The 19,863-nt window shown below is 68.3% G+C and carries 23 protein-coding genes; 18 read left to right on the forward strand and 5 right to left on the reverse strand.

Features of this window, described 5'->3' with window-relative positions; translation table 11 throughout:
• Positions 1-47: 47 nt before the first annotated feature.
• From ACQPZK_RS01225 to argS, 3 genes are all read right to left on the reverse strand, one after another.
• Positions 48-1,478, reverse strand: a complete 1,431-nt coding sequence (locus ACQPZK_RS01225) for an extracellular solute-binding protein (RefSeq protein WP_433536516.1) — start codon at positions 1,476-1,478, stop codon at positions 48-50.
• A 441-nt stretch (positions 1,479-1,919) separates the two neighbouring features.
• Positions 1,920-2,690, reverse strand: a complete 771-nt coding sequence (locus ACQPZK_RS01230; RefSeq protein ID WP_433536517.1) for an IclR family transcriptional regulator — start codon at positions 2,688-2,690, stop codon at positions 1,920-1,922.
• 199 nt (positions 2,691-2,889) lie between these two features.
• Positions 2,890-4,608 (reverse strand): arginine--tRNA ligase, encoded by a 1,719-nt coding sequence (gene argS, locus ACQPZK_RS01235; RefSeq protein WP_433536518.1) that lies wholly within the window; start codon positions 4,606-4,608, stop codon positions 2,890-2,892.
• 328 nt (positions 4,609-4,936) lie between these two features.
• On the opposite strand from argS, the gene ACQPZK_RS01240 reads away from it, so the two are divergent.
• Genes ACQPZK_RS01240 through ACQPZK_RS01270 form a run of 7 tightly spaced genes read left to right on the forward strand, consistent with a single transcriptional unit; the run spans position 4,937 to position 10,708 of the window.
• Positions 4,937-5,488: an RNA polymerase sigma factor gene (locus tag ACQPZK_RS01240; RefSeq protein WP_396800621.1), complete on the forward strand. Its 552-nt coding sequence runs from the start codon at positions 4,937-4,939 to the stop codon at positions 5,486-5,488.
• The gene (locus ACQPZK_RS01245; protein WP_433536519.1) at positions 5,485-6,291 is read left to right on the forward strand and encodes a hypothetical protein; all 807 of its coding nucleotides are present in this window, start codon (positions 5,485-5,487) and stop codon (positions 6,289-6,291) included. Before ACQPZK_RS01240 ends, ACQPZK_RS01245 begins: the two co-directional genes overlap by 4 nt.
• Positions 6,292-6,315: 24 nt before the next feature.
• Positions 6,316-7,113: an ATP-binding cassette domain-containing protein gene (locus ACQPZK_RS01250; protein WP_433536520.1), complete on the forward strand. Its 798-nt coding sequence runs from the start codon at positions 6,316-6,318 to the stop codon at positions 7,111-7,113.
• Positions 7,110-8,432, forward strand: coding sequence for a hypothetical protein (locus ACQPZK_RS01255; RefSeq protein ID WP_433536521.1), 1,323 nt, complete (start codon positions 7,110-7,112; stop codon positions 8,430-8,432). The genes ACQPZK_RS01250 and ACQPZK_RS01255 overlap by 4 nt, the downstream gene beginning before the upstream one ends.
• Positions 8,429-9,001 carry a hypothetical protein gene (locus tag ACQPZK_RS01260; protein WP_433536522.1) on the forward strand — a complete coding sequence of 191 codons (573 nt, stop codon included), beginning with the start codon at positions 8,429-8,431 and terminating at the stop codon, positions 8,999-9,001. The genes ACQPZK_RS01255 and ACQPZK_RS01260 overlap by 4 nt, the downstream gene beginning before the upstream one ends.
• A 51-nt stretch (positions 9,002-9,052) precedes the next feature.
• Entirely contained in the window at positions 9,053-10,408 is a 1,356-nt protein-coding gene (locus ACQPZK_RS01265; RefSeq protein WP_433536523.1) for a hypothetical protein, read from the forward strand.
• A gap of 15 nt (positions 10,409-10,423) precedes the next feature.
• Complete coding sequence (locus tag ACQPZK_RS01270; RefSeq protein WP_433536524.1) at positions 10,424-10,708, forward strand: hypothetical protein; 285 nt, start codon at positions 10,424-10,426, stop codon at positions 10,706-10,708.
• 558 nt (positions 10,709-11,266) lie between these two features.
• Here ACQPZK_RS01270 and ACQPZK_RS01275 read toward each other — a convergent pair.
• Both ACQPZK_RS01275 and ACQPZK_RS01280 read right to left on the reverse strand, forming a co-directional pair.
• Complete coding sequence (locus tag ACQPZK_RS01275) at positions 11,267-11,524, reverse strand: Txe/YoeB family addiction module toxin (protein ID WP_433536525.1); 258 nt, start codon at positions 11,522-11,524, stop codon at positions 11,267-11,269.
• Positions 11,521-11,796, reverse strand: a complete 276-nt coding sequence (locus ACQPZK_RS01280; RefSeq protein ID WP_433536526.1) for a type II toxin-antitoxin system Phd/YefM family antitoxin — start codon at positions 11,794-11,796, stop codon at positions 11,521-11,523. The genes ACQPZK_RS01275 and ACQPZK_RS01280 overlap by 4 nt, the downstream gene beginning before the upstream one ends.
• A gap of 365 nt (positions 11,797-12,161) precedes the next feature.
• Between ACQPZK_RS01280 and ACQPZK_RS01285 the strand changes: the two genes are divergently transcribed.
• From ACQPZK_RS01285 to ACQPZK_RS01335, 11 genes are all read left to right on the forward strand, one after another.
• Positions 12,162-12,488: a PadR family transcriptional regulator gene (locus ACQPZK_RS01285; RefSeq protein ID WP_433536527.1), complete on the forward strand. Its 327-nt coding sequence runs from the start codon at positions 12,162-12,164 to the stop codon at positions 12,486-12,488.
• Positions 12,485-13,186 (forward strand): hypothetical protein, encoded by a 702-nt coding sequence (locus ACQPZK_RS01290; RefSeq protein WP_433536528.1) that lies wholly within the window; start codon positions 12,485-12,487, stop codon positions 13,184-13,186. The genes ACQPZK_RS01285 and ACQPZK_RS01290 overlap by 4 nt, the downstream gene beginning before the upstream one ends.
• 574 nt (positions 13,187-13,760) lie before the next feature.
• Positions 13,761-14,078 carry a putative quinol monooxygenase gene (locus tag ACQPZK_RS01295; RefSeq protein WP_433536529.1) on the forward strand — a complete coding sequence of 106 codons (318 nt, stop codon included), beginning with the start codon at positions 13,761-13,763 and terminating at the stop codon, positions 14,076-14,078.
• Complete coding sequence (locus tag ACQPZK_RS01300; protein ID WP_433536530.1) at positions 14,071-15,267, forward strand: helix-turn-helix domain-containing protein; 1,197 nt, start codon at positions 14,071-14,073, stop codon at positions 15,265-15,267. The genes ACQPZK_RS01295 and ACQPZK_RS01300 overlap by 8 nt, the downstream gene beginning before the upstream one ends.
• A 186-nt stretch (positions 15,268-15,453) precedes the next feature.
• Positions 15,454-15,786 (forward strand): hypothetical protein, encoded by a 333-nt coding sequence (locus ACQPZK_RS01305; RefSeq protein WP_130406273.1) that lies wholly within the window; start codon positions 15,454-15,456, stop codon positions 15,784-15,786.
• 121 nt (positions 15,787-15,907) lie between these two features.
• Positions 15,908-16,837: a hypothetical protein gene (locus tag ACQPZK_RS01310; protein ID WP_433536531.1), complete on the forward strand. Its 930-nt coding sequence runs from the start codon at positions 15,908-15,910 to the stop codon at positions 16,835-16,837.
• Positions 16,838-16,851: 14 nt separating this feature from the next.
• Complete coding sequence (locus tag ACQPZK_RS01315; RefSeq protein ID WP_433536532.1) at positions 16,852-17,022, forward strand: hypothetical protein; 171 nt, start codon at positions 16,852-16,854, stop codon at positions 17,020-17,022.
• A 173-nt stretch (positions 17,023-17,195) separates the two neighbouring features.
• Positions 17,196-18,074 (forward strand): FtsK/SpoIIIE domain-containing protein, encoded by an 879-nt coding sequence (locus ACQPZK_RS01320; RefSeq protein WP_433536533.1) that lies wholly within the window; start codon positions 17,196-17,198, stop codon positions 18,072-18,074.
• Positions 18,071-18,256, forward strand: coding sequence for a hypothetical protein (locus ACQPZK_RS01325; protein ID WP_433536534.1), 186 nt, complete (start codon positions 18,071-18,073; stop codon positions 18,254-18,256). Before ACQPZK_RS01320 ends, ACQPZK_RS01325 begins: the two co-directional genes overlap by 4 nt.
• Before the next feature lie 85 nt (positions 18,257-18,341).
• Positions 18,342-18,863, forward strand: coding sequence for a DUF6197 family protein (locus ACQPZK_RS01330; protein ID WP_433536535.1), 522 nt, complete (start codon positions 18,342-18,344; stop codon positions 18,861-18,863).
• Complete coding sequence (locus ACQPZK_RS01335; protein WP_433536536.1) at positions 18,860-19,285, forward strand: DUF6197 family protein; 426 nt, start codon at positions 18,860-18,862, stop codon at positions 19,283-19,285. Before ACQPZK_RS01330 ends, ACQPZK_RS01335 begins: the two co-directional genes overlap by 4 nt.
• Positions 19,286-19,863: the final 578 nt, after the last annotated feature.

Genomic DNA, 19,863 nt, shown 5'->3' on the forward strand with positions numbered 1-19,863 from the left:
CGGCGAGGACGCCCTCGCCGCCGGGACCCGTGCGGGACGGAGCGTCCTCACTGCGGCAGCCCCTGCTGGTTGAAGATCTGCACCATCTTCGTGTGGGCGGCCTTCACGGCCTGCGCGGGCGCGGTGCCCTGTACGACCTGCTGCATCATGTCGGTGAGGACGTAGGCCGACCCGACGGCCTGCTGGCCGGCGCTGGCCTTCTGCGGGAAGGTCAGGCCGTTCTTCGTGTTCAACGGCAGCTGCAACTGCGTGATCTTGCGCAGCATGGGGAACGCCGGGTCGCCGCTGGTGAAGAACGGATCCGCGTCCCAGACCTTCTCCCAGGCGGGCATCACCAGGCCGGGCGCCTCCTTCGCCACCCCGAGCAGTGCGGGCGCGCTGACCAGGTACTGCGCCAGAAGCTTGGCGAGCGCGGGGTTCTTGGCACCCTTGAAGACGACGAAGCCCTGCGACTGGCCGAGCAGCAGCGGATTGTTGGTGGCCGGTCCGATGCAGTCGGAGAACACGTGGGTGTTGGCGTGCACCGGGTTCTTCTTGGTCCGCGAGTCCGCGTAGACGCTGAACTGGTTGCGGGTGTAGCCGAGGATGCCGGCGAGCCAGTTCTCGTTGTTGCTGGTGTCGGTCCAGCTCGCGATCCCCGGCGGCAGCATCGGCTTGTACTTGGAATTGGTGTAGATGTCGCCCAGGAAGGTCACCGCCTGCACCGTCTCCGGTGACTCGAACGTGACCTTCCTGCCGTCGTTGGAGGCGATCGACCCGCCGTACGCGTTGATCAGCGCCTCGATCATGCCGTTGGCGTCACCGGACCGGTTGATCGTCATGCCCCAGCCGAATCGGCGCTTGCCGGGATCGGAGATCGCCAGGCAGACGTCCCGCAGTTCCTCCCAGCTGTAGATGTCCTTGGGCGTGATGCCCTTCTCCTGCATCCAGTCCTTGCGCAGGAACGACCCGATCCCGATGAAGTGGTAGGGGATCGCGAACCACTTGCCGTCGAAGACGCAGAAGTTCTTGGCCTCCGCGCACGGTTCGCCGTACTTGGCGGTGAGCGCCTGGACGACGTCGGTGACGTCCTCCAGGTCGCCCAGCGCCTGGAACTGCGCGACGAACCGGGAGTCGGTCATGAACGCCAGGTCACGTGCCACCCCGCCCTTGACCTCGGCGTCGATCTTGGCGACCACGTCACCCGCGTCGGCCTGGACCAGACTGTTCTCGATCTTGGTGCCGGTGGTGTCGGCGAACTTCTTGATCGAGCTGTCGAGGGCGTCGTTCGCCGCCGTCGAGTACAGCTTCTGCGACAACATCCCCATCGAGGAGCCCTTCATCGACGCGGCGGCGTCGATCAGCTCCTGCGGAACCTCGGCCTGCACCTTGGTCGGCGATTCGGAGGTGCCCCCACACGCGGCCAGACCTGCCGCGCCGAGCACTCCCACCCCCATCCCCAGTACGCCGCGTCGAGACCAACCCGATTTGTCCTCCATGGACACCCGCCTCCTTCATCTCGCCGCGTACGGCTGCACGCCGAAGGCGCACCCGGCGAACGCCGCGATCGTCGTGTTTCCAGTTGGGCTTCTGTGGTGGCGACCACGGAGGGTCGCCTGTCGAGATCAGTTCGTTCGTCGGTCGCCATGGCGGCGAGCGGGTCTGCCCGCCGATGTGGGACGTCCGCTCGCGCACGCTCCGTCCGAGCCACCCGAGATCTGTCGGGTGCCGCACCTCGGATGGCGCGACGTGGTCGAGGTGATCGGCGACAGGGCCGAGACAGTGGCGCTGATGTTCCGGTTCGGTCGTGCCACGGGACCACCGCCGTTCGAGATTTCGAACTAGGTTCGATATACCGCATCGAGTGGTGCGACGCTAGAGCAGCCCGGTCACCGATGTCAATGTTTCGATGGTGTTTCGAACCAAAAGCGGGAGGTTTGCTAGCGGGACTGGGCCCGGTAACCCATGCGTGCCGACAGCGCGGCCGCGCCCTCGCGGACCAGCCCGGTCCACTCCACCTGCACCTGCGGCGTCCAGCGGATGATCGGAGCGGACAGGCTCATCGCGGCGATGACGGCACCGGAGTGATCACGGATCGCCGCCGCGACGCACCGCATCGCGCTGTCCGACTCGCCGACGTCGACCGCGACGCCCTCCGCCCGGACCTGGTCGAGATGCTCCCGCAGGAGGCCCGGGTCGGTGATGCTGTCCGGCGTCATGCCCGGCAGGGGATCCTTCAACAGGACCGCGTCCAGGTCCTCCGGATCGAGGGCCGACAGCAGCACCTTGCCGACCGCCGTGCAGTGGGCCGGCAGCCGCAGCCCGACGCCGGACACCATCCGGACGGGGTGGATGCTGTCGAACTTGACGAGGTAGACGACGTCGGCGCCGTCCAGGACCGCCACGTGAACCGCCTCGTCGCACGCGGCGGCCACGTCCCGCGCGACACCCTGCGCCTCGCGTACCAGATCAAGCCGACCCGCGAATGCCGCGCCCAGCTGGAACAGCGGCATCCCCAGCCGGTACTGCACGGGTTGACCTGGCACGGAGATCAGGTACGAGCGAGCCTCGAGTGTCACGAGCAGCTCGTGGACGGTGGTACGCGGCAGGTCGAGCCGCTCCATCACCTGGCGGGCCGACAGTTGGGGGCAGTCCAGGAACAGTTCGAGGACGTCGAGTGCGCGGATAACTGCCGGTACCACACGGGGCATGTCGCTAGTCCCTTCGAAGTGCTGGACCCGTGTCAACGATCTCCACACGGACCAGCACCTGAAGAGGATAGCCACGTGAGCCGTCTGCGCCAGGTTCCGAGCGGCGTTGGCAACTCCCGTCGACGACCAATCGCCGATCCCGGGGGGCCGGCGCGGCACCGAAGGCATGACGTGGCCGCATCAGACCGACCCTGCACGTTCACATCCGTTCGGGGGTTCGGATGCCGAGCAGGTGCAGGCCCTGCCCGAGCACCCGGGCGGTCAGGTCGCAGAGCACCAGTCGACTGTCCCGGACCGGTCCGTCGGCCCGCAGCACCGGACACTGCTCGTAGAACGCGCTGAAGGCCGCGGCCAGCCGGTACAGGTAGCCGGCCAGGTGATGGAACTCCAGGTTCTCCGCCACCTCGCCGACCACCCGGCCGAAGCCGACAAGTTCGAAGGCGAGCGCCCGCTCCGCCGGCTCGGCCAGCGAGATCGCGGTGTCCAGCGGGGCGGCCGTCCCGATCCGCCGGAAGATGGACCGGATCCGCGAGTACGCGTACTGGAGGTAGGGCGCCGTGTTGCCGTCCAGCGACAGCATCCGCTCCCAGTCGAGCACGTAGTCCCGGTGTCGATCGCTCGACAGGTCGGCGTACTTGACCGCGCCGATGCCGACCGCCCGGCCCACCGCCGCCGCCTCGGCCTCGCCCAGCTCCGGGTTCCGTTCCCGGGTCAGCGCGGTGGCCCGGAGGATCGCCTCCTCCAGCAGGCCCACCAGCTTCACCGAGCCACCGGCCCGGCTGCGCAGCATCCGCCCGTCCGAGCCGAGGATCGACCCGAACCCGACATGCTCGGCGCGGGCCGGCGGGACCAGCCAGCCGGCCTGCGCGGCGACGGCGTACACCATCTCGAAATGCCGCCGCTGCGGCAGCCCGACCACGTAGAGCAGCCGGGTCGCGCCCAGCGTGCCGGTCCGTTGCCGGATCGCGGCGAGGTCGGTCGCCGCATAGCCGTACCCGCCGTCGGACTTGCGCACGATCAGCGGCAGCGGCTCGCCGTCCCGCCCGACCGAGCCGGGCGGGAACACGCAGGACGCACCCTCGCTCTCCCGCAGCAGGCCGAGCCGATCCAGGTCCTCCACCGCCGGGCCGAGCAGGTCGTTGTAGCTGCTCTCACCGTGGAAGTCCCGCTTGGTGAGGGTGACGTCGAGCAGGTCGTACACGGTCATGAAGTACCGCTCCGACTGCTCCACCAGCAGCCGCCACAGCCGCAGCGTCGCCGGATCACCGCCCTGGAGCGCGACCACCCGCCGCCGGGCCCGCTCCCGGAACGCCTCGTCGGCGTTGAAGGTGGTCCGCGCCGCCTTGTAGAACGCGTCCAGATCCCCCACGGAGAGCTCCTGCGCTGTTCCCATCTCGCCGAGGTCCACCAGGTGCTCGATCAGCATTCCGAACGGGGTCCCCCAGTCGCCCAGGTGGTTGGCCCGCAGCACCCGGTGCCCCAGCCACTCCAGCAGCCGGGCCGCCGCGTCGCCGATCACCGTCGAGCGCAGATGGCCGACGTGCATCTCCTTCGCCACGTTCGGCGCCGAGTAGTCGACCACCACCGTCTCCGGGTCGGCGGCCAGCGGCACACCCAGGCGCGGGTCGGCGGCGATCGCGTGGACCAGCCCGGCCAGGGCCTCGTCCGCGATGGTCAGGTTGAGAAACCCGGGGCCGGACACCTCCGCGACGCTGCACACGTCGGCCAGGTCGGCGTGTTCCAAGACCTCGGCGGCGACGGCACGCGGCGGCCGGCCGAGCCGCCGCGCCAGCGCGAGCGCCGCGTCGGACTGGAAGTCCGCGCGCGGAGACCGCCGCACGATCGGGTTCACCGGTACGCCGGCCACCGTCGCGAACGCCGGCGTCAGCCGGTCGGTCAGCAGCTGTTCCAGATCCATGGGTACGCCGATCTCGTTCGGATCCGCCGCTCGCGGATCAACGGAAGGGGGCGGACCGAGGACGATCGGTGTCGACCGGCGGCTCGATCCGCCGGTCGCAGGTGAGGGATGCTCAGCGCGGGCGGTCGTCGGACCGCCGGCGTCGCAGCGCGCCGAACAGGACGTCGGGAGACGCCGTCGGGAACGCGTACGAGCTGGACATGCCGCCAACCTAACCAGCCGACCCGAGGGGTGCGCAACGGCATTGGCGGCCGAGTGACCAGATGATAGTGACGACGGTCACAGTGGGGTGGAACCCGATCGCGAAGGTGCGGTCGTCTTACCTGTCGTGAGACGAAGCCTGGACGCGGCGGACGAGCAGGAACTCGTCCGCCGGGTGGCCCGCGGCGACCGGCGGGCCTTCGACGAGCTCTACCGGCGTACCGCGCCCTGGTTGGAGGTGCGCCTGCGACGCCGGTGCGCGGACCCGGACGTGGTCGCCGACGTCCTCCAGGAGACCTACCTCGCGGTCTGGCGCGCGGCCGGCAGCTTCACCGGCGACCAGGTAAGCGGCAGTGCCGTCGGCTGGCTGTGGACCATCGCCGCACACCGCCTGGTGGACGCGTTCCGTCGTCGTTCGCGGCAGGCCCGGGTGCCGCAGGTGCATCCTGTCGAGACGGTCGTACCCGCCGCCGAGGACGAGGCGCTCGCCGGTCGGGTCGGGCAGGAACTCGAACAGGCCCTCGCCGTGCTGCCGCCCGAGGTACGCGCGGTGCTGCGCGCCACCGTCCTGGACGGCTTCACCGTCCGCGAGACGTCCGTGCTGCTGGGCGTACCCGAGAACACCGTCAAGTCCCGGATCCGCCGCGCCCGGATCGTCCTGCGGGAGGCACTGTCATGACCACGCATCCCACCCTCAACGACATCGACCGCTACGCCGACGGCGATGCCGCCCTCGACGAGGCGACCGTCTGGTCGATCGAGGTGCACCTGGAGAGCTGCGCCGACTGTCGGGCGCGCCTCGCCGGCAGCACCACGGCCGAGTCGCGCGCCCTGGTCGCCGAGGTCGCGGCAGTCGTCGACCGCGCGATCGCCGCCGGTCCCGCCCCACGGTCCGGGGCTTTCCTCCGTACGCCGCTGCGGCAGCGCTGGTTCGTGGCAGCGCTGCTGCCCTGGGTCGCCATGACCGCCGGCGTGCTCGGCACGGCAGCCTTGCTCACGTACTTCCTGTCCGAGTTGCCGTCGATCGTGCTGCTGCTCGCACCCCTCGCGCCGCTGCCCGGGGTCGCGGCGGCCTGGAGCAGGCGCGGCGATCCGGCCTGGGAACTGGTCATCGGCACCCCGTCGGCCGGTCTGACGATGCTCCTGCGTCGTACGACGGCGGTGCTCGTCCTCGTCATCCCGGTGCTCGCCGTGCTCGCCGCGTACGGGGCCAGCCGGGTGAACCCCGCGCTGATGCTGCTGCCGTGCCTGGCCTTCACCGCCGCCACGCTGCTGCTCGGCTCCCTCGTCGGCGTCCGCCGCGCCGCGATCGGGCTGATGGCCGCCTGGGCCGCCGCCGTGGTCGCGCCCAGCCTCGCCACGGCCGAGTTGCCGGTGCTCCTGGAACCCCCGGCCATCGGTGGGTGGGCCATCGTCACGGTCGTGCTGGCCGCCCTGACCCTCCTGCGCGCCGACAGCTTCCGGCGCTTCACCTCGTTCTGAAGCCTCGTTCTGAAGGGAACAACCATGCGAGCGGTGAGCATGGCCGAAACGGCCACCACCATCCACCCCTGGGCCATCCACACGGAGGCACTGAAGGTGCGGGCCGGTCGGCACCTGGCCGTCGACGGGCTCGACCTGAGCCTGGGCGCCGGCGTCCACGGCCTGCTGGGGCGCAACGGCGCGGGCAAGACGACGTTGATGCGTGCGCTGGCCACCGTGCTCAAGCCGTCCGGAGGCCGGCTCACCCTGCTCGGCAGTTCGGTGGATGGTCGCGCCGACCTACGCCAGGCCCGGCGCGCGCTGGGCTACCTGCCGCAGCACTTCGGCTACTACCCGCGGTTCACCGTGCGCGAGTTCGTGTCCTACCTGGCCTGGCTGAAGGAGATGCCGAAGCCCGACATCCCGGCGGCCACGCAGCGCGCGATCGACCGCGTCGGGCTCAGCGCCAAGGCCGACGCCAAGCTCCGCACACTCTCCGGCGGGATGCTGCGCCGGGCCGGCGTCGCCCAGGCCATCGTCAACGACCCGCGGGTGCTGCTGCTGGACGAGCCGACCGTCGGCCTGGACCCCGAGCAGCGCCTGGACCTGCGCGAGCTGCTGCGCGACCTGGGCACGGACGCCTGCGTGCTGGTCTCCACCCACCTCGTCGAGGACGTGGTCGCCGCCTGTACCGAGGTGGTGCTGATCAACGAGGGTCGGTTGGTGTGGCAGGGCACGCCCGCAGCCCTCGCCGCCGAGGGCGACGAGCGCCACCCCGGCGACAGCCCCGCCGAACGCGGCTACTCGGCGCTGCTCCGCCGGCACGAGGAGGCCAACCGATGAGCGTCCTTCGGATCGAACTCCGGCGCTCCGCCGCGGCCGGCGCCGCACTGCTCGCCCTGGCGGTCGGCGTCGCCGCCCTCTACCTCGCCCCGGGCCGCTGGTCGGAGGGGTGGATGTCCCTCACGCTCACCGTCAAGGAGTACCTGCTCCTGCTCTGGCCGATCGCCCTCGCCGCCGGAGCGTGGCAGGGCCGCCGCGAGCACCGGGCCAAGGTCGGGGAACTGTTCGCCACCACACCCCGGTCCCGCGCCCGCCGGATGCTTCCGGTGCTCGTCGCGATGGGTGCCGCGCTGGGGCTCGCGTTCCTGCTGGTGGTCGGTGCGGGTGGCCTGCGGATCGCGTCCACCGCCGCGTACTTCCCGCCGGACGTCGTCGCCATCACGCTGGTCGGGGCGTTCACCCTGGTCGCGGCGGCCTGGCTCGGCCTGGGCATCGGGCGGCTGCTACCCGCGCTGGTAACCGCGCCCGTGCTCGCCGTGGCCGGTGTGCTGCTGGTTTTCTTCACCGCGATCATGCGGCCGGACTGGATGGGCGCGATCCTGTCGCCCGCGTACGGCAGCACCCCGTTCTATTCGTTCCAGACCATCGACCCGCGGGTCACCGCCGTGCTCGCCATCTTCATGGGTGGGCTCGCGCTGGCCGGCGTACTCCTGTTGGTCGCGCAAGGTCCGCGGGCCGCGACGGCCGCCGTCCTGCCGGTGCTGCTCGGCTTTGGCGTCGCGGCGGCGCTCGTCCCCCGCGACGACGCCAGCCTCATCGCACCGATCGACCCCGTGGCCCGCGAACTCGTCTGCACCGACGACGCGCCGAAGGTCTGCGTCACCCGGGTCAACGCGAACGTGCTGGACGCGCTGACCCCGCTCGCCCGCCAGGGCCTGGCCGCCCTCGCCAAGATGCCGAACGTCCCCACGCAGGCGCACGAGGACACCCGGGCCTTCATCATCGGGGACGTGCCCCGCCGCGACGCCGACGTCGTCATGATCGATGTCCGGATCGACGACCACGGCGGTCTGGCCCATCCCGCCGCCGTGGTCCCTGAGATGGTCTTCGGCCTGGGGGTCGGGTACGGCGACCCGGACTGCGAGCGCAACGCCGCGGTCGAACGGGCCGCCGCCTACCACCTGCTCGGCCGCGAGCCGGTCTCCAACGTCGGCGTCATCCCCGAGATGATCGAGGAGGACCCGCAGCTCAACGCCGAGGCGGTCACCCTGTGGCGGGATCTTCAGAAGCTGCCCGCGCCGGAGGCTGTCTCCCGCGTGACCGCAGTACGCGACGCGATCCGCGCCTGTCAGGACCCCACCGGACTGCTGTCGCGGTGATCCTGCACCTACGCGCACGACGCGTACCCCTGGCACTGGCCTCATCCGTCGGCGCCGCCGCCCTGATCTGGGCGCTGTGGCTGACCCTGTCCACCGAGCGTGACGTCATCCTCCTGCTCGTCGTACTGACGGTCACGCTGATGGTGGCGGCCCTGTCGACCACACTGGCCGCCCCGGACGAGGACCTGGAACGCACGGCCGCACTGCGCTGGCCGTGGCGGAGAGCCGTGCACCTGCTGGCCGCGCTGGCGGTCGTACTCGTCGTCCTGCTCGCCAGCCAACCCACCGGCGCACGCTTCGCCCCGACCGCGCTGGTGATCCGCGACTCCGCCGGCCTGCTGGGTCTGACCGCGCTCTGCGCGACGGTCGCGGGCGCGTCCCGCGCCTGGTTCCTCCCCGTGGGCTGGGCGATCGGCGCCGCGATGTTCCCCCAGCCGAGCACGTGGGGCGCGCTCGCCACCTGGCCGGGCCAACCCCACACCAGCCGGCCGGCGGCCGTGGTCGCGGCCGTCCTGGCGGTGACAGGCGTTATGGCGTACGCGATGCGCGGAGCCGCCCGACGCGAGTGACGGCGGGCGAGGCCATGGCGATCAGTGGTTGCAGGGTGACACTATGTGGTCATGAGGCGCGAATTCGGCTCGGACCGGCCGGTACGCGGGGCGTGGTACGGCTTCTCCGGGAATGATCTCGACCATTCCTCTTCGGACGAACCTGTGCGGGATGACAACGACGACGGCGGTGCCTCGGCGCAGGCGACGCTACTCGGGCTGACCCATGACCTTCGGAACGAGACGGTCGGTCTGGACCAGGCCCATGCGGCGGCCGTCGAGCTGAACGACCTCGTCGAGTCCTACCGGGAGGAGGGCAAGCCCGCCCCAGCCGTCCCGCTCCTTGCCGTGGCGCGCGTCTTCGTCGCCCTGCTGGACGACGCCGACATCCCGACCGAGTGGCTGTGCCGGCTCGAGCCGTTGATGGACTCACTCGCATCCGAGCTGGGAGCGAGGCTCGTCGCCCCCGACGCGAACGCTTCGCAACCCCCGATGTGGCTCCACGTCGTACCGCCCGCGCACGGTCACGTGAACGTCGCCGGAGTGCTCACCGCGTTCAGCAAGGGGCACGTGACGCTCGCCGACTCCGCCACCGTCGTCACGGCCAACGACTGCAAGCTTGAGGCCAAGGATCACTACCACGTACGGCGGGTGTCGCTCGACTGCAGCAGCCTCTACACGGACGCGAAGGCGATGGCAGCCTTCGTACGCGCGATGCACGACCCGTCGCCCGACAACACCACACGGCTGCTCAACGAGCTGAAGCGCATCATCGACCCGCACCGTCCCGTGGAGCCGCAGCACTATCGCCACCGTCTGCCCGCCCCCGTCTCCACGGACACGGCACGTGCCGGCGTCGTCGCGATGGGAGCCAGCTCGACCGTGCACACCACAACGGAGTACCACCTCCGCGAGACGGTGATCCCCCTCGCTGAACTGCTGTTGCTGCAACCGGGCCTCATCGCGGCCCTGGCGACGCGCCCCGACGGCGACACCATGGCAGAACCACTCCTGAAGGCGCTCGGCATGGTCGAGGACCTGAACCTGCTGCGCAACGCGAGGAACTTCCCCTCCGTCAGCACCTCGGTGTCACACTCCCTCGGCGGCACTCGTGTCCGCCTGGCAAGCGCCGTGATGGTCGGCTATGGCAACACGCTGACCGCCACCAGCACGGTGGAGCGCGGCCGGCAGAGGCTCACCAACCTCAGTCGCTTCAACCGGGCCGTGGCGGCGAGCAGCAATCGGCCGCCTGAGAAGTCGAAGCCGCCAGCGCCGCGGAACCATCCAACGCCACAGAGAGGTTCCTGCCTCGATCCCCTGCTGCGGCTGAGCCAGCCTCAGCAGCAGCGTCACCAGCCGCTCGATCCGAGTACCGACACGGGCCTGCGGCGCACCCGTCCGTCTGGGCCAGGTCCCGTCTCCCTGTGAGGAAGAGAGGTTCCGATGAAACTGCTGGTTGCGGTGGCCTTTGTGGTGGCGCTGGTCGCCGCGGGTATCTTCTTCGTGTCCCAAGGATTGAATCGTGCCGACCAGTTCGCGGGCATCGGAGCCTTCCTGCTCGCCCTGCTCGTCGCCGGCTTCACGGCGTTGAACGCGCTACGTCGGCAGCCCTCGAAGGACAGCGAGGCCGTCACGAAGGATGGCAACACGGTCACCAAGTCCGGTGTCGTGTCGATGGGGCCGAACGCCACCGTTCAGACCGTGATCAACAAGCCCCGGTGGCGCTGATGAAATTGGGCGCTGCCGTCAGGGGATGCTGGCCGCGTGCACATTCCTTGGCGGACAAGCCTTGACGAGTTCGGGCAGATCCTGACGGCGCGGCGCCGAGCCGAACGCTGTGGCCGATGTCGAGGCGGCCCTGGGCTGCCCTTGCCGAGTTCCTGCAACTGACCGTCGACGGCGTCGATCCGACTCCGGATTTCGATGCCGATGGCCTCATCGTCTAGTGGGGCCGACGGTCTTGGACCGACAAGCGCCTGATCCTGACGTTCACCCGACAATTGGCTATCGCTGATGTCGGTTGACCGCGACGACCCGCACTGGCAGCCCGAGCTGCGGCAACTGGACCTGGAGATGGTCTTCGAGAACGAGGCCGATCTGATCGACCGTGACCGGCTCGACGCCCACGACACGGGGTTCAGGTTCCCTCCCGTCGGGCCGCTGCGCTGGCGGACACCCGGACGCAGGCGCATCGCTACGCCCCCGTCCGGTCGGCCTGGATCGCGGTCCCGGCGAGCAGCGACCTGTCGTTCGAGTGCGTCTGCTGAGGGCCCAGCTTCCGCGCCGCTACCGGTCTCCGTAGTGGTACCGGCAGGCGATGATCTCGACGTCGTCCTTGCTGATCCGGTACACCAGTCGGTGTTCACGATCGATCCGGCGGGACCAGAAGCCGGACAGCTCGCCCCGCAGGGGTTCTGGCTTGCCGATGCCCTCGTATTCGTTGCGCATCACGTCCGCGATCAGGTCGTTGATGCGCTTAACCAGCTTGCGGTCGGTGTGGCTGAGGTACTGGCTCCACGCCGTCGCGGTGAAGACCAGCCTCACGCGACGTCCCGCACGGTGGCCGGGTCGATCAGATCCCGCTCGGCCGCGTCACCCTTCTCCAACTCCGCCATCGATCGGCGCAACGCGGCGGCGTTGCTCGGGTTGCGCAGGAGGTATTCGGTTTCCTTCATCGACTCGTACTCGGCCAGCGGCACGATCACCACGGGCTCGTGCCCGGACCGGGTCACCACCACTTCCTCCGCGTCGTTGATGACCCTGTCGAGTTCGGCGGCCAGGTTCTGCCGTAGCTGGGTGAAGTTGACGGTCCGCATGACCACCTCCGTAGCAAGTACAGAAAACTGTACCTCAGGTGAGTCTGAGCGGTAGGCGAGGTGACAGCTGCCAGGGCTTATTGACCTGCCGAAGAGTGGGCCGCCAGGGACTCGAACCCTGAACCCCTCCGGCGGTCTGTGGACCATGTCAGATTGGGCAGATCGGTGGCCTGACCTGGGTCAAGTCTTCCGTTGCCTTACAGCGGTTGACGGCACTTGCTGGCGTCAGTTGTGCCCGAGCTGTGCCCGATGATCTCGCTTACGCGGGCCGCCTCACATCCCTCGGCCCCGGCTCGAACCCGTGAGCAAGCACGGTGCGAGCTGTCGCCTACGGCTACCTTGAACTACATGTGTAGACTTTCGACATGACCAGAGAACCACGTATGACGCTCGCAACCCAGGCGGTGTTGCGCGTGTTCCTTGAAGAAGCTTCCCAGCGCCGCTATGGCCTGGAGGTCGCACGTGAGGCCGGCATCGCTACTGGCTCGCTGTACCCGATTCTGGCTCGGTTGGAGCAAATTGGGTGGCTTGAGTCAGCTTGGGAAGACTACGAGGCGGTTGAACCGGGACGCCCTCGCCGCCGCTACTACCAGTTGAGCGCGGATGGCGCGGCTTCTGCGCGGGCTGCTTTGGATCGCTCACTCCGGCGCATCACTCCCCGGTCATGGGGAACGGCGACGGGAGCAGCATGAACTCCGCGTTTTGGGCTGGCATTGCTCTCGGCGCGATCGCATCGTTGGTTGTCGCCGAACTCCTCGACCTGAGCGCTTGGGCTTCTCCCAAAGTTATTAGAGCCGCCGCCCGCCGCCTACCGGAGGGCGACGTGAGCCGCTACGAGGAAGAATGGATGGCGGAACTCCAACACTTCGACGGACTGAAGCTTGTCAAGCTAATGAAGGCTCTGTCGATCTGGCGAGGTAGTTTCGCGCTTGAGCGCTCCCTGCAAACAGATGCACTGCGTTTGCCGACCTACTTGGCAAACGTAGCAAGGTTCATTTCCGATAGCCTGACCATCGCCTGGGACAGCAGGTCAATCAATGTAGAGATCGAGCAGGACCACGGCGTAGTGCAGGCCACGGCATGCTCTCTTATCGAAATTGAATTCGCTCGACTGTTGCTCGGGCCAGACGCAGAGGTCACTTGTGCCGAGGTTCCAACCGGTAAAGCCCAACCAGTGCCTGGTCAGCCGGGCTTGTATCATGTTCCCTCGACCGTTAGTTTTCGGGTGAGCGGAGACGCAACGATCTCAGAGTCGGTGATCCTGGCAGCAAAGTTCGTGCAATGGATCGCATTTGCACTCGTGTTGCTGGCGCAAATTCGGAGCGGGATAAACCACGGTGGTTGGCGAAGGCTGCGTGGACCGTCTCGACTTACGTTTGATCGGCACTGACGCCTCCAAGCCATCCCGTCAGCCTTCGTCCGCACATCGTGGAGTGGGTGGGGCCTGCCTGGTCAAGGTGGAGCACCCCACTGTCTGAACGACCTTGACCAGGCAGGCCCCATCTACTCGGCTCTGCCCGGACGAAGGTTGTCGGGATGGCGCGCCAACCATCCTGGAGTGCCTGAGCGCCCCGCCGGAGGCACGCCCTGGTCGTCGCCTTCAGCATCGAAGCCCCGGATCTGCCAATCACTATGGCGGCCCGGGGCTTCTTCGTATCTCGCGCCGCCGGCGGGGCTGCAACCGTTCGGGGTGCGCCTCGTGCGCTTGCGCTAAGAGGCGCGGGGTCCCCGATCGGCGGCCCGGTTGGGTCGGCCCCTGGTCGGCGGCGCGAGCGGCCTGCGAAGCGGGCCGCCTTGATCCCGTACAGAAAGTTCTCACAGAGGTATCACTTGGGGCAGATCTCATCCCATCTGCGGCTACCCAGGCGCACCAACCCGTAATAGAATACGGGTGGCCGAAAAAGAGTACGGCTAGAGTTGCGTACACAAGTCGTGACTCTTGGTGGACCAGGAAGGTTGGCTACATGTTTGCACTAGTGGTGCGATTCGATCTCAGAGACGAGGAGAGCGCTCAAGCGTTTGACGCGCTTGTCGCCGAGACTGGGATTCAGATCCGTGCTCAAGAACCGGGGACGCTGATCTACGCCACGCATTCTGTCGAGGGCGCACCGCTCGCCCGAGTCTTCTATGAGTGCTACGCCGACCGAGAAGCATTCGAGGCGCACGAGGTGCAGCCTCACGTGATCCGCTTCCACAAGGAGCGCGAACCGTACACGCATGACGCGCGGGTTGAGTTCCTAATGCCCGGACCTAGCAAGGGCCTCGGTTCACTGAATGCCTGACAGCAACGAGCAAGGTCGACTTATTGCTACGCGGCGGCAGAAGCGTGGGCTTTCTCAGCGTGAGTTCGCCGAGATGATCGGCCGGTCTGAGGCTTGGCTTTCGCAGGTCGAGCGTGGGGTACGTTCGATCGATCGGGTCTCCATCTTGGAGCGGATTGCGGGTGCGCTCGGCATCCCAATGGCCGAACTAGCCCCGGGCACTGCGGACCCGGAGAGCGCCGAGGTTCCCTCGGCGGCTGCCGCCCTACGTTCGGTGCTAAGCACCAGCTACCTCATGGCCGCGATTCTGGGCAAGGACCGAGAGCTTCCCCTGCCGCAGACAGCCGAGCGGGCCGATCTGTGCTGGACATACGCGCATGCCGCCCGTTACGAGGACCTGGCCGAGCTGCTGCGGGGCCTCCTGCCGGATCTGGAAAGAGCAACACGATCCGCCAAAGGTGAGGCGCGGAAGACGTACCTCACCGAGCTAGCGTCGGTGTACCACGCCCTCTCAGCCGCACTGTCGAAGCTTGGTCAGCATGAAGCGGCCTGGGTCGCAACCGATCGGGCGTTGCTCGTTGCCGAGCAGGTCGGAGACCCGCTATTGGTCGCCGCTGGAACGTTCCGCCTCGCCCTGGTGTTTCAGGGCGGACGGCAATTCGAGCAGGTTATAAGCGCTGCATCGTCGTCTGCGGTAGCGCTTGAGTCCGAGGCATCGGCGGACAAGCCGGCGGCCGTGTCGCTGTTTGGCGCGCTGAATCTGCAACTGGCTGTGGCTTCTGCGCGGATGGGAGACGACCAGAGGGCTCACGAGTATCTTGGCGTTGCGCGAGAGGCAGCTCAGCTCCTAGGGGTCGACCGCAACGATTACGAGACCGAGTTCGGCCCCACCAATGTCCAGCTACACGAGGTCGCGGTGGCAGTCGAACTCGGCGACGCCGGGTCTGCGCTCCGGACGGCGGAGCGGATCGACCCGTCCGTCCTATCGTCTGAGCGGCAGGCTCGGCTTCTCATGTACGTGGCACAAGCCTGGACTCAGCGCCGCAGGGTCTCTGAGGCGGTCGATGCGCTTGAGCAGGCCGAGGCGCTGACCCCGGAGCAGGTCAAGGGACACCCGGTGGTCGAGACGATGGTTTCCGACCTTCTACGGATGGAGCCCACCCCTTCTGACCGACTCGCAGCCTTGGCGCACCGCGTAGGAGTGGCCTAGCTACCGTCACACGTTCCGAACTGCACCGAAGGGCGTCCCACAACGGGGCGCCCTTCTTCGTACCAAGATTCTGATGGATGACCCGTACTCAAGTACTAGACACGTACTTTTGTACGGGCTAGGCTGATCCCATCGAACACCGGCAATCGCTCAAGGTGAGCGAGCCCTAGTTGAAGGGAGTCAGTCATGGGACGTCTGCTGCTGGACACCTCGCGGGTGTCGTACGAGGTCGCGGTGAACCCGGTTCCGAAGCTGGACCAGACGGGTCAGCAGAAGTTCGACCGGGAGACGAAGCAGCCGATGTGGGCGGTGCAGCTTTACGCCCTGTCGGAGGGAAGCGCGGAGGTCATCAACGTGACGGTGGTCAGCCCGGTGATGCCGGCGGTGGCCGTTCGTCAGCCGGTGGTGCCGATGGACCTGGAGGCGCTGCCCTGGGTCAACGACCGGGACGGCAAGGTCCGCTCCGGTGTCGCGTTCCGGGCGTCGGCGCTGACTGCGATGGAGACCGCCGCCGTCTAGAGGCGATCCGATGATCGGTTCTAACCGATGCGAAAGAGGTGGACACGGGGTCGCCGTTGATTGGCGTCGTCTGCGACCCCGCGTCCTGTCCAACAAGGTCCCTACCTAGGGAGGACTTGTCGTGTCCAAGTCTAGCCAGAGGTCCCCGTTCGGCTGGTCGAACCGTGGGGGTCAAGTCACTGTCATAGAGGCGCCGATCGCCCGCTCGTACCGTCGTCGGGCCGTCATCGCGTTCTGGGTCACCCTCGGTGTGGTCGGCCTCCTGGCCGCCACGGTGGCCTCCTACTACCTGCACCCGATCCTGGGCGCGCTGCTCGGCGTCATCATCGGCGCGGTGTTCGGCGCGGTGGTGTTCGCGCTGATCGTGGCGTGGCCGGTCCTGCGGGTCTTCTGGCACTGGCTGCCGGAAATCGCGCTCGGCCTGGCCAGCGTCTACGGCTGGACGACGCTGATGCAGTCCGCCCCGTTGTGGGGTTCGCTGCTCATCGTCGCCCTGGTCGTCGGCGTTCCCGCCGCGATCGCACCGATACGCCGTCGGGTCATGGCCTGGGTCTGGTGCCTGATCGTGCGGCACCGGCTGCGGTTGTGCTTCGCGGCGTTCATCGCCACCAACCGGCACGGCTCGCTACCGCTGATCCTGCCCGCTAAGCCGACCCCGGCCGGCGAGCGGGTCTGGGTGTGGCTGCGTCCCGGTCTGTCCCTCCGGGATTTGGAGCAGGACGGCCAGGTGCAGAAGCTCGCCGTGGCGTGCTGGGCCAACGAGGTCCGCGTCATGCGCGCCTCCCGCAAGTATGCGGCGCTGATCCGCATCGACATCACCCGCCGCGAACCCCTGGCGCACACCATCGTGTCGCCGCTGCCGGACTACGTCCCCACCGACGTCCCGGCCAACGCTCCCACCTCCCCGGGCATGCCGCCTGTCGGCCTCGACCTGCCCGACGTGCCCGACCAGCCGGCCACCCCGCCGGCCGACACTCCCCGCCAGCGCAAGCCGCGCAACAACACCACCACAACGAGCCCGAACGGGTTCGACCCCTCCGACTACGCCTGAAAGGACTCACCGTCATGGGTCTGGCTATCGGCCGCTCCGGCGGCATCACCTCCGGAGACTCCCGCCTCTGGTGCCCTGCCTGCGGCAACGAGCACAACTGGCGCGACATCACCGACGACGGCCGCCGACTCACCGCGACCTGCGGAGACTGCGGCAACACCGTCTGCATCACTCACCGACGCTGACCAACCTGCCGATCGGAGCACCCGAACTCGGGTGACGCCACAAGCCTCCGAACGGCGCGACGACATCGAGGGACAGCGCGGGGACACGGACCCTCACGGACCACACCACCCGCGCTCTCCCCTCCCCACCCGCCTTTGACACGTAGGTGTCAACCGACCCCGGGAGCCCTGCCATGGACCTCACGGACACCATCGAACTGCCCCCGCCCTCGGACGCGCCGCAGACGGTGCCGGTCGGCGCGGGCCTGTCCATCTTCGACCCGGTCTTCCTCGGCATCGACGAGTTCGGTCACCCGGCCTACCTGCCGATGATCTACCGCAACATCCTCATCGGCGGTGAGCCCGGCGCGGGCAAGTCCTCGCTGTTGAACACGATCGTCGGTCACGCGGCCCTGTGCCCGGACGTGCGGCTGTGCTTGCTGGATGGCAAGCAGGTCGAGCTGGGCTTGTGGAAGGACGCCGCCGACGTGTTCGTCGGCCCGGACATGGACCACGCCATCCGGACTCTTCGCCGCGTGCAGGTGGTGATGGACAACCGGTACTCGTTCCTGCTGGCCCGACGTCGCCGGAAGATCGGCCCCAACGATCTGTTCGGTCAGATCCTGGTGGCCTGCGATGAGATCGCCTACTTCTCCGCCACCGCTGGCGACAAGAAGGACCAGGATCTGTTCGCCGCGCTGCTGCGCGACATCGTGGCCCGGGGTCGCGCCGTCGGCATCATCGTTGCCGCCGCGACGCAGCGCCCGTCGTCGGACATCATTCCGCCGTCGCTGCGGGACCTGTTCGCGTGGCGGTTCGCTGGCCGCTGCACCAACGACGTGTCCTCCGACATCGTGCTCGGGCACGGCTGGTACGCCCGCGGCTTCTCGTCCAACAGCATCGACCCGAACAACCAGGGCGAGGGCTACCTCATCGCCGAAGGCGGCATCCCCACCCGTGTCAAGGCCGCCTACATGACCGACGAAGACATCATCCGCGTCGCCGACTACGCCACCTGGACCCGCCGCCGCTCCGGCCTCGCCGCCGCCGCTGACCTGCGGACAGCGGCATGAGCACCACGACCGCTACCCCGACTCGGGTCCTGGACCTCGTGCTCGTCGGGACTGGCGAGGACATCGCCGCTCTGACCGTCATCGCCCGACACGCGGGCGTCCTGGTGTTCCGCTCCGCACCCGCTCTTGTCAGTGACGGCAGGCAGCGGGTGATCCTTCGGCTCCACCTGCACCACCGATAGAAGACGGCCGACAGACCGGCCAAGGCCCTAGGAAAGCTGCCCGGTCTGTCGACCCAACCACCGCCCACGAAAGGACGTGGCCGCCATGAACCCTACCCAAAAACAGCCCACCACCACCGCCGCGCTGGCCGACCTGACCCCGGCCGACATCCTGCGCTGCGCCGCCCGCTACCTCGAACTCCGAGGTTGGACCAAGAGCGTCCACTACGACCGCACCACCGAAACCGCGTTTCCGCCGGCCTGCATCACCGGCGCAATCGGAATGGCCGTCTACGGCGACCACACGCCGATCCTGAACGGGAATGACGGGGACTGCGATCCCGCCCTGCGGCACCTGGCCGACTACTACCTGTGGCGCGACGGTCACGTACCCGAGCACGACTACTACGGCGCGCTGTGCGCTTCCGACAGGGAGATCATCGCCGACTTCAACGACCACGCCGGCCACATCCTCGCCGATGTCCTCGACGTCCTGTGCGACGCCGCCGATGACTACGACTGGACCCACGCCACCGAGGACGACCTCGAAACCTACGCCGACGCCTGCGTGTGGGCTGAGAAGAACCCCACCCGCGCTGGCTTCCTGGCCTGGCGGGCCGCCCGATGAGCACCGTCACCGCTCTGCCGACCGGCAACGTTCACGCCGTCCTTGATCGCGCCGCCCTCTACCTGGGCCGCTACGGCTGGACCCCGACCGGCCTCTACGACACGCACGACGCCTGCCCCGCTAAGTGCGCCTGTCACCGCACCGGCACCTACCCGGCGTCGATCCTCGGCGCGATCCGCGCCGCCGTGTTCGGCCGCCCCCGCTGGTACCTGACCGGCATCACCGACGCCGACCAGCGCACCTACTCGGCTGCCGTCGAGTGGTTCAACACCTACCTCATCGCGGTCGGTCACGCCGGCCTGCACACCTCGGTCTTCGCCTGGGAGACCGCACCTGGCCGCAAACCGGCCGACGTCATCGAGGCGCTGTGCGCCGCCGCCATCGCCTACCGCAAGCACACCATCCGGAGGGCCGCCGCATGAGCACCGCCGCCCACACCCCCGACCTGACACGTACGTGTCAAAACCCCGTCTCCACCGCCGCACTCGTCGCCGCACTGGAAGCCGCCTGGTCGGCCATCCGCGACCAGCACTCCGAGGTCCCGGCCGCTGTTCTCGTGGTCGGCTCCGGCTCACCCACCAAGCCCAGTCAGGGCATGAAGTGGGGCCACTTCGCCGCCCTGCGCTGGCAGGCCGGCGAGCAGCAGTTGCCCGAAATCCTCATCTCCGGTGAAGGGCTCTCCCGCGAACCGGAAGCCGTGTTCACCACGCTCCTGCACGAAGCAACCCATGCCCTCGCTGACGTGCGAGGCATCCAAGACACGTCCCGGCAGGGCCGCTGGCACAACAAGAAGTTTGCCACCCTCGCCGCCGAACTCGGCCTGTCCACGAGCAAGGACGACAAGCTCGGCTACTCGCCCTGCACCCTGACCGACCTCACCCGCGCCCGCTACAAGGCCACCATCGCCGGCCTCACTGAGGCACTGCGGTTCTACCGCCACCCCGAACCGACCGGGGAAGGCAAAACCCGCACGAACAACAACAACGGCGTCTCGTGCGAG

This window comes from Micromonospora sp. CA-249363 (genome assembly GCF_050950185.1).
Lineage (GTDB): Bacteria > Actinomycetota > Actinomycetes > Mycobacteriales > Micromonosporaceae > Micromonospora.

Excerpts from the sequence above, each read along its gene's own strand:
- ACQPZK_RS01250 (WP_433536520.1), top strand. The coding sequence starts at position 6,316 with ATGCGAGCGGTGAGCATGGCCGAAACGGCCACCACCATCCACCCCTGG.
- ACQPZK_RS01295 (WP_433536529.1), top strand. The coding sequence starts at position 13,761 with ATGTTTGCACTAGTGGTGCGATTCGATCTCAGAGACGAGGAGAGCGCT.
- ACQPZK_RS01265 (WP_433536523.1), top strand. The coding sequence starts at position 9,053 with ATGAGGCGCGAATTCGGCTCGGACCGGCCGGTACGCGGGGCGTGGTAC.
- ACQPZK_RS01225 (WP_433536516.1), bottom strand. The coding sequence starts at position 1,478 with ATGGAGGACAAATCGGGTTGGTCTCGACGCGGCGTACTGGGGATGGGG.
- ACQPZK_RS01330 (WP_433536535.1), top strand. The coding sequence starts at position 18,342 with ATGAACCCTACCCAAAAACAGCCCACCACCACCGCCGCGCTGGCCGAC.
- ACQPZK_RS01230 (WP_433536517.1), bottom strand. The coding sequence starts at position 2,690 with ATGCCCCGTGTGGTACCGGCAGTTATCCGCGCACTCGACGTCCTCGAA.
- ACQPZK_RS01315 (WP_433536532.1), top strand. The coding sequence starts at position 16,852 with ATGGGTCTGGCTATCGGCCGCTCCGGCGGCATCACCTCCGGAGACTCC.
- ACQPZK_RS01285 (WP_433536527.1), top strand. The coding sequence starts at position 12,162 with ATGACCAGAGAACCACGTATGACGCTCGCAACCCAGGCGGTGTTGCGC.
- ACQPZK_RS01300 (WP_433536530.1), top strand. The coding sequence starts at position 14,071 with ATGCCTGACAGCAACGAGCAAGGTCGACTTATTGCTACGCGGCGGCAG.
- ACQPZK_RS01320 (WP_433536533.1), top strand. The coding sequence starts at position 17,196 with ATGGACCTCACGGACACCATCGAACTGCCCCCGCCCTCGGACGCGCCG.
- ACQPZK_RS01270 (WP_433536524.1), top strand. The coding sequence starts at position 10,424 with ATGAAACTGCTGGTTGCGGTGGCCTTTGTGGTGGCGCTGGTCGCCGCG.
- ACQPZK_RS01290 (WP_433536528.1), top strand. The coding sequence starts at position 12,485 with ATGAACTCCGCGTTTTGGGCTGGCATTGCTCTCGGCGCGATCGCATCG.
- ACQPZK_RS01335 (WP_433536536.1), top strand. The coding sequence starts at position 18,860 with ATGAGCACCGTCACCGCTCTGCCGACCGGCAACGTTCACGCCGTCCTT.
- ACQPZK_RS01245 (WP_433536519.1), top strand. The coding sequence starts at position 5,485 with ATGACCACGCATCCCACCCTCAACGACATCGACCGCTACGCCGACGGC.
- argS (WP_433536518.1), bottom strand. The coding sequence starts at position 4,608 with ATGGATCTGGAACAGCTGCTGACCGACCGGCTGACGCCGGCGTTCGCG.
- ACQPZK_RS01255 (WP_433536521.1), top strand. The coding sequence starts at position 7,110 with ATGAGCGTCCTTCGGATCGAACTCCGGCGCTCCGCCGCGGCCGGCGCC.
- ACQPZK_RS01305 (WP_130406273.1), top strand. The coding sequence starts at position 15,454 with ATGGGACGTCTGCTGCTGGACACCTCGCGGGTGTCGTACGAGGTCGCG.
- ACQPZK_RS01280 (WP_433536526.1), bottom strand. The coding sequence starts at position 11,796 with ATGCGGACCGTCAACTTCACCCAGCTACGGCAGAACCTGGCCGCCGAA.
- ACQPZK_RS01325 (WP_433536534.1), top strand. The coding sequence starts at position 18,071 with ATGAGCACCACGACCGCTACCCCGACTCGGGTCCTGGACCTCGTGCTC.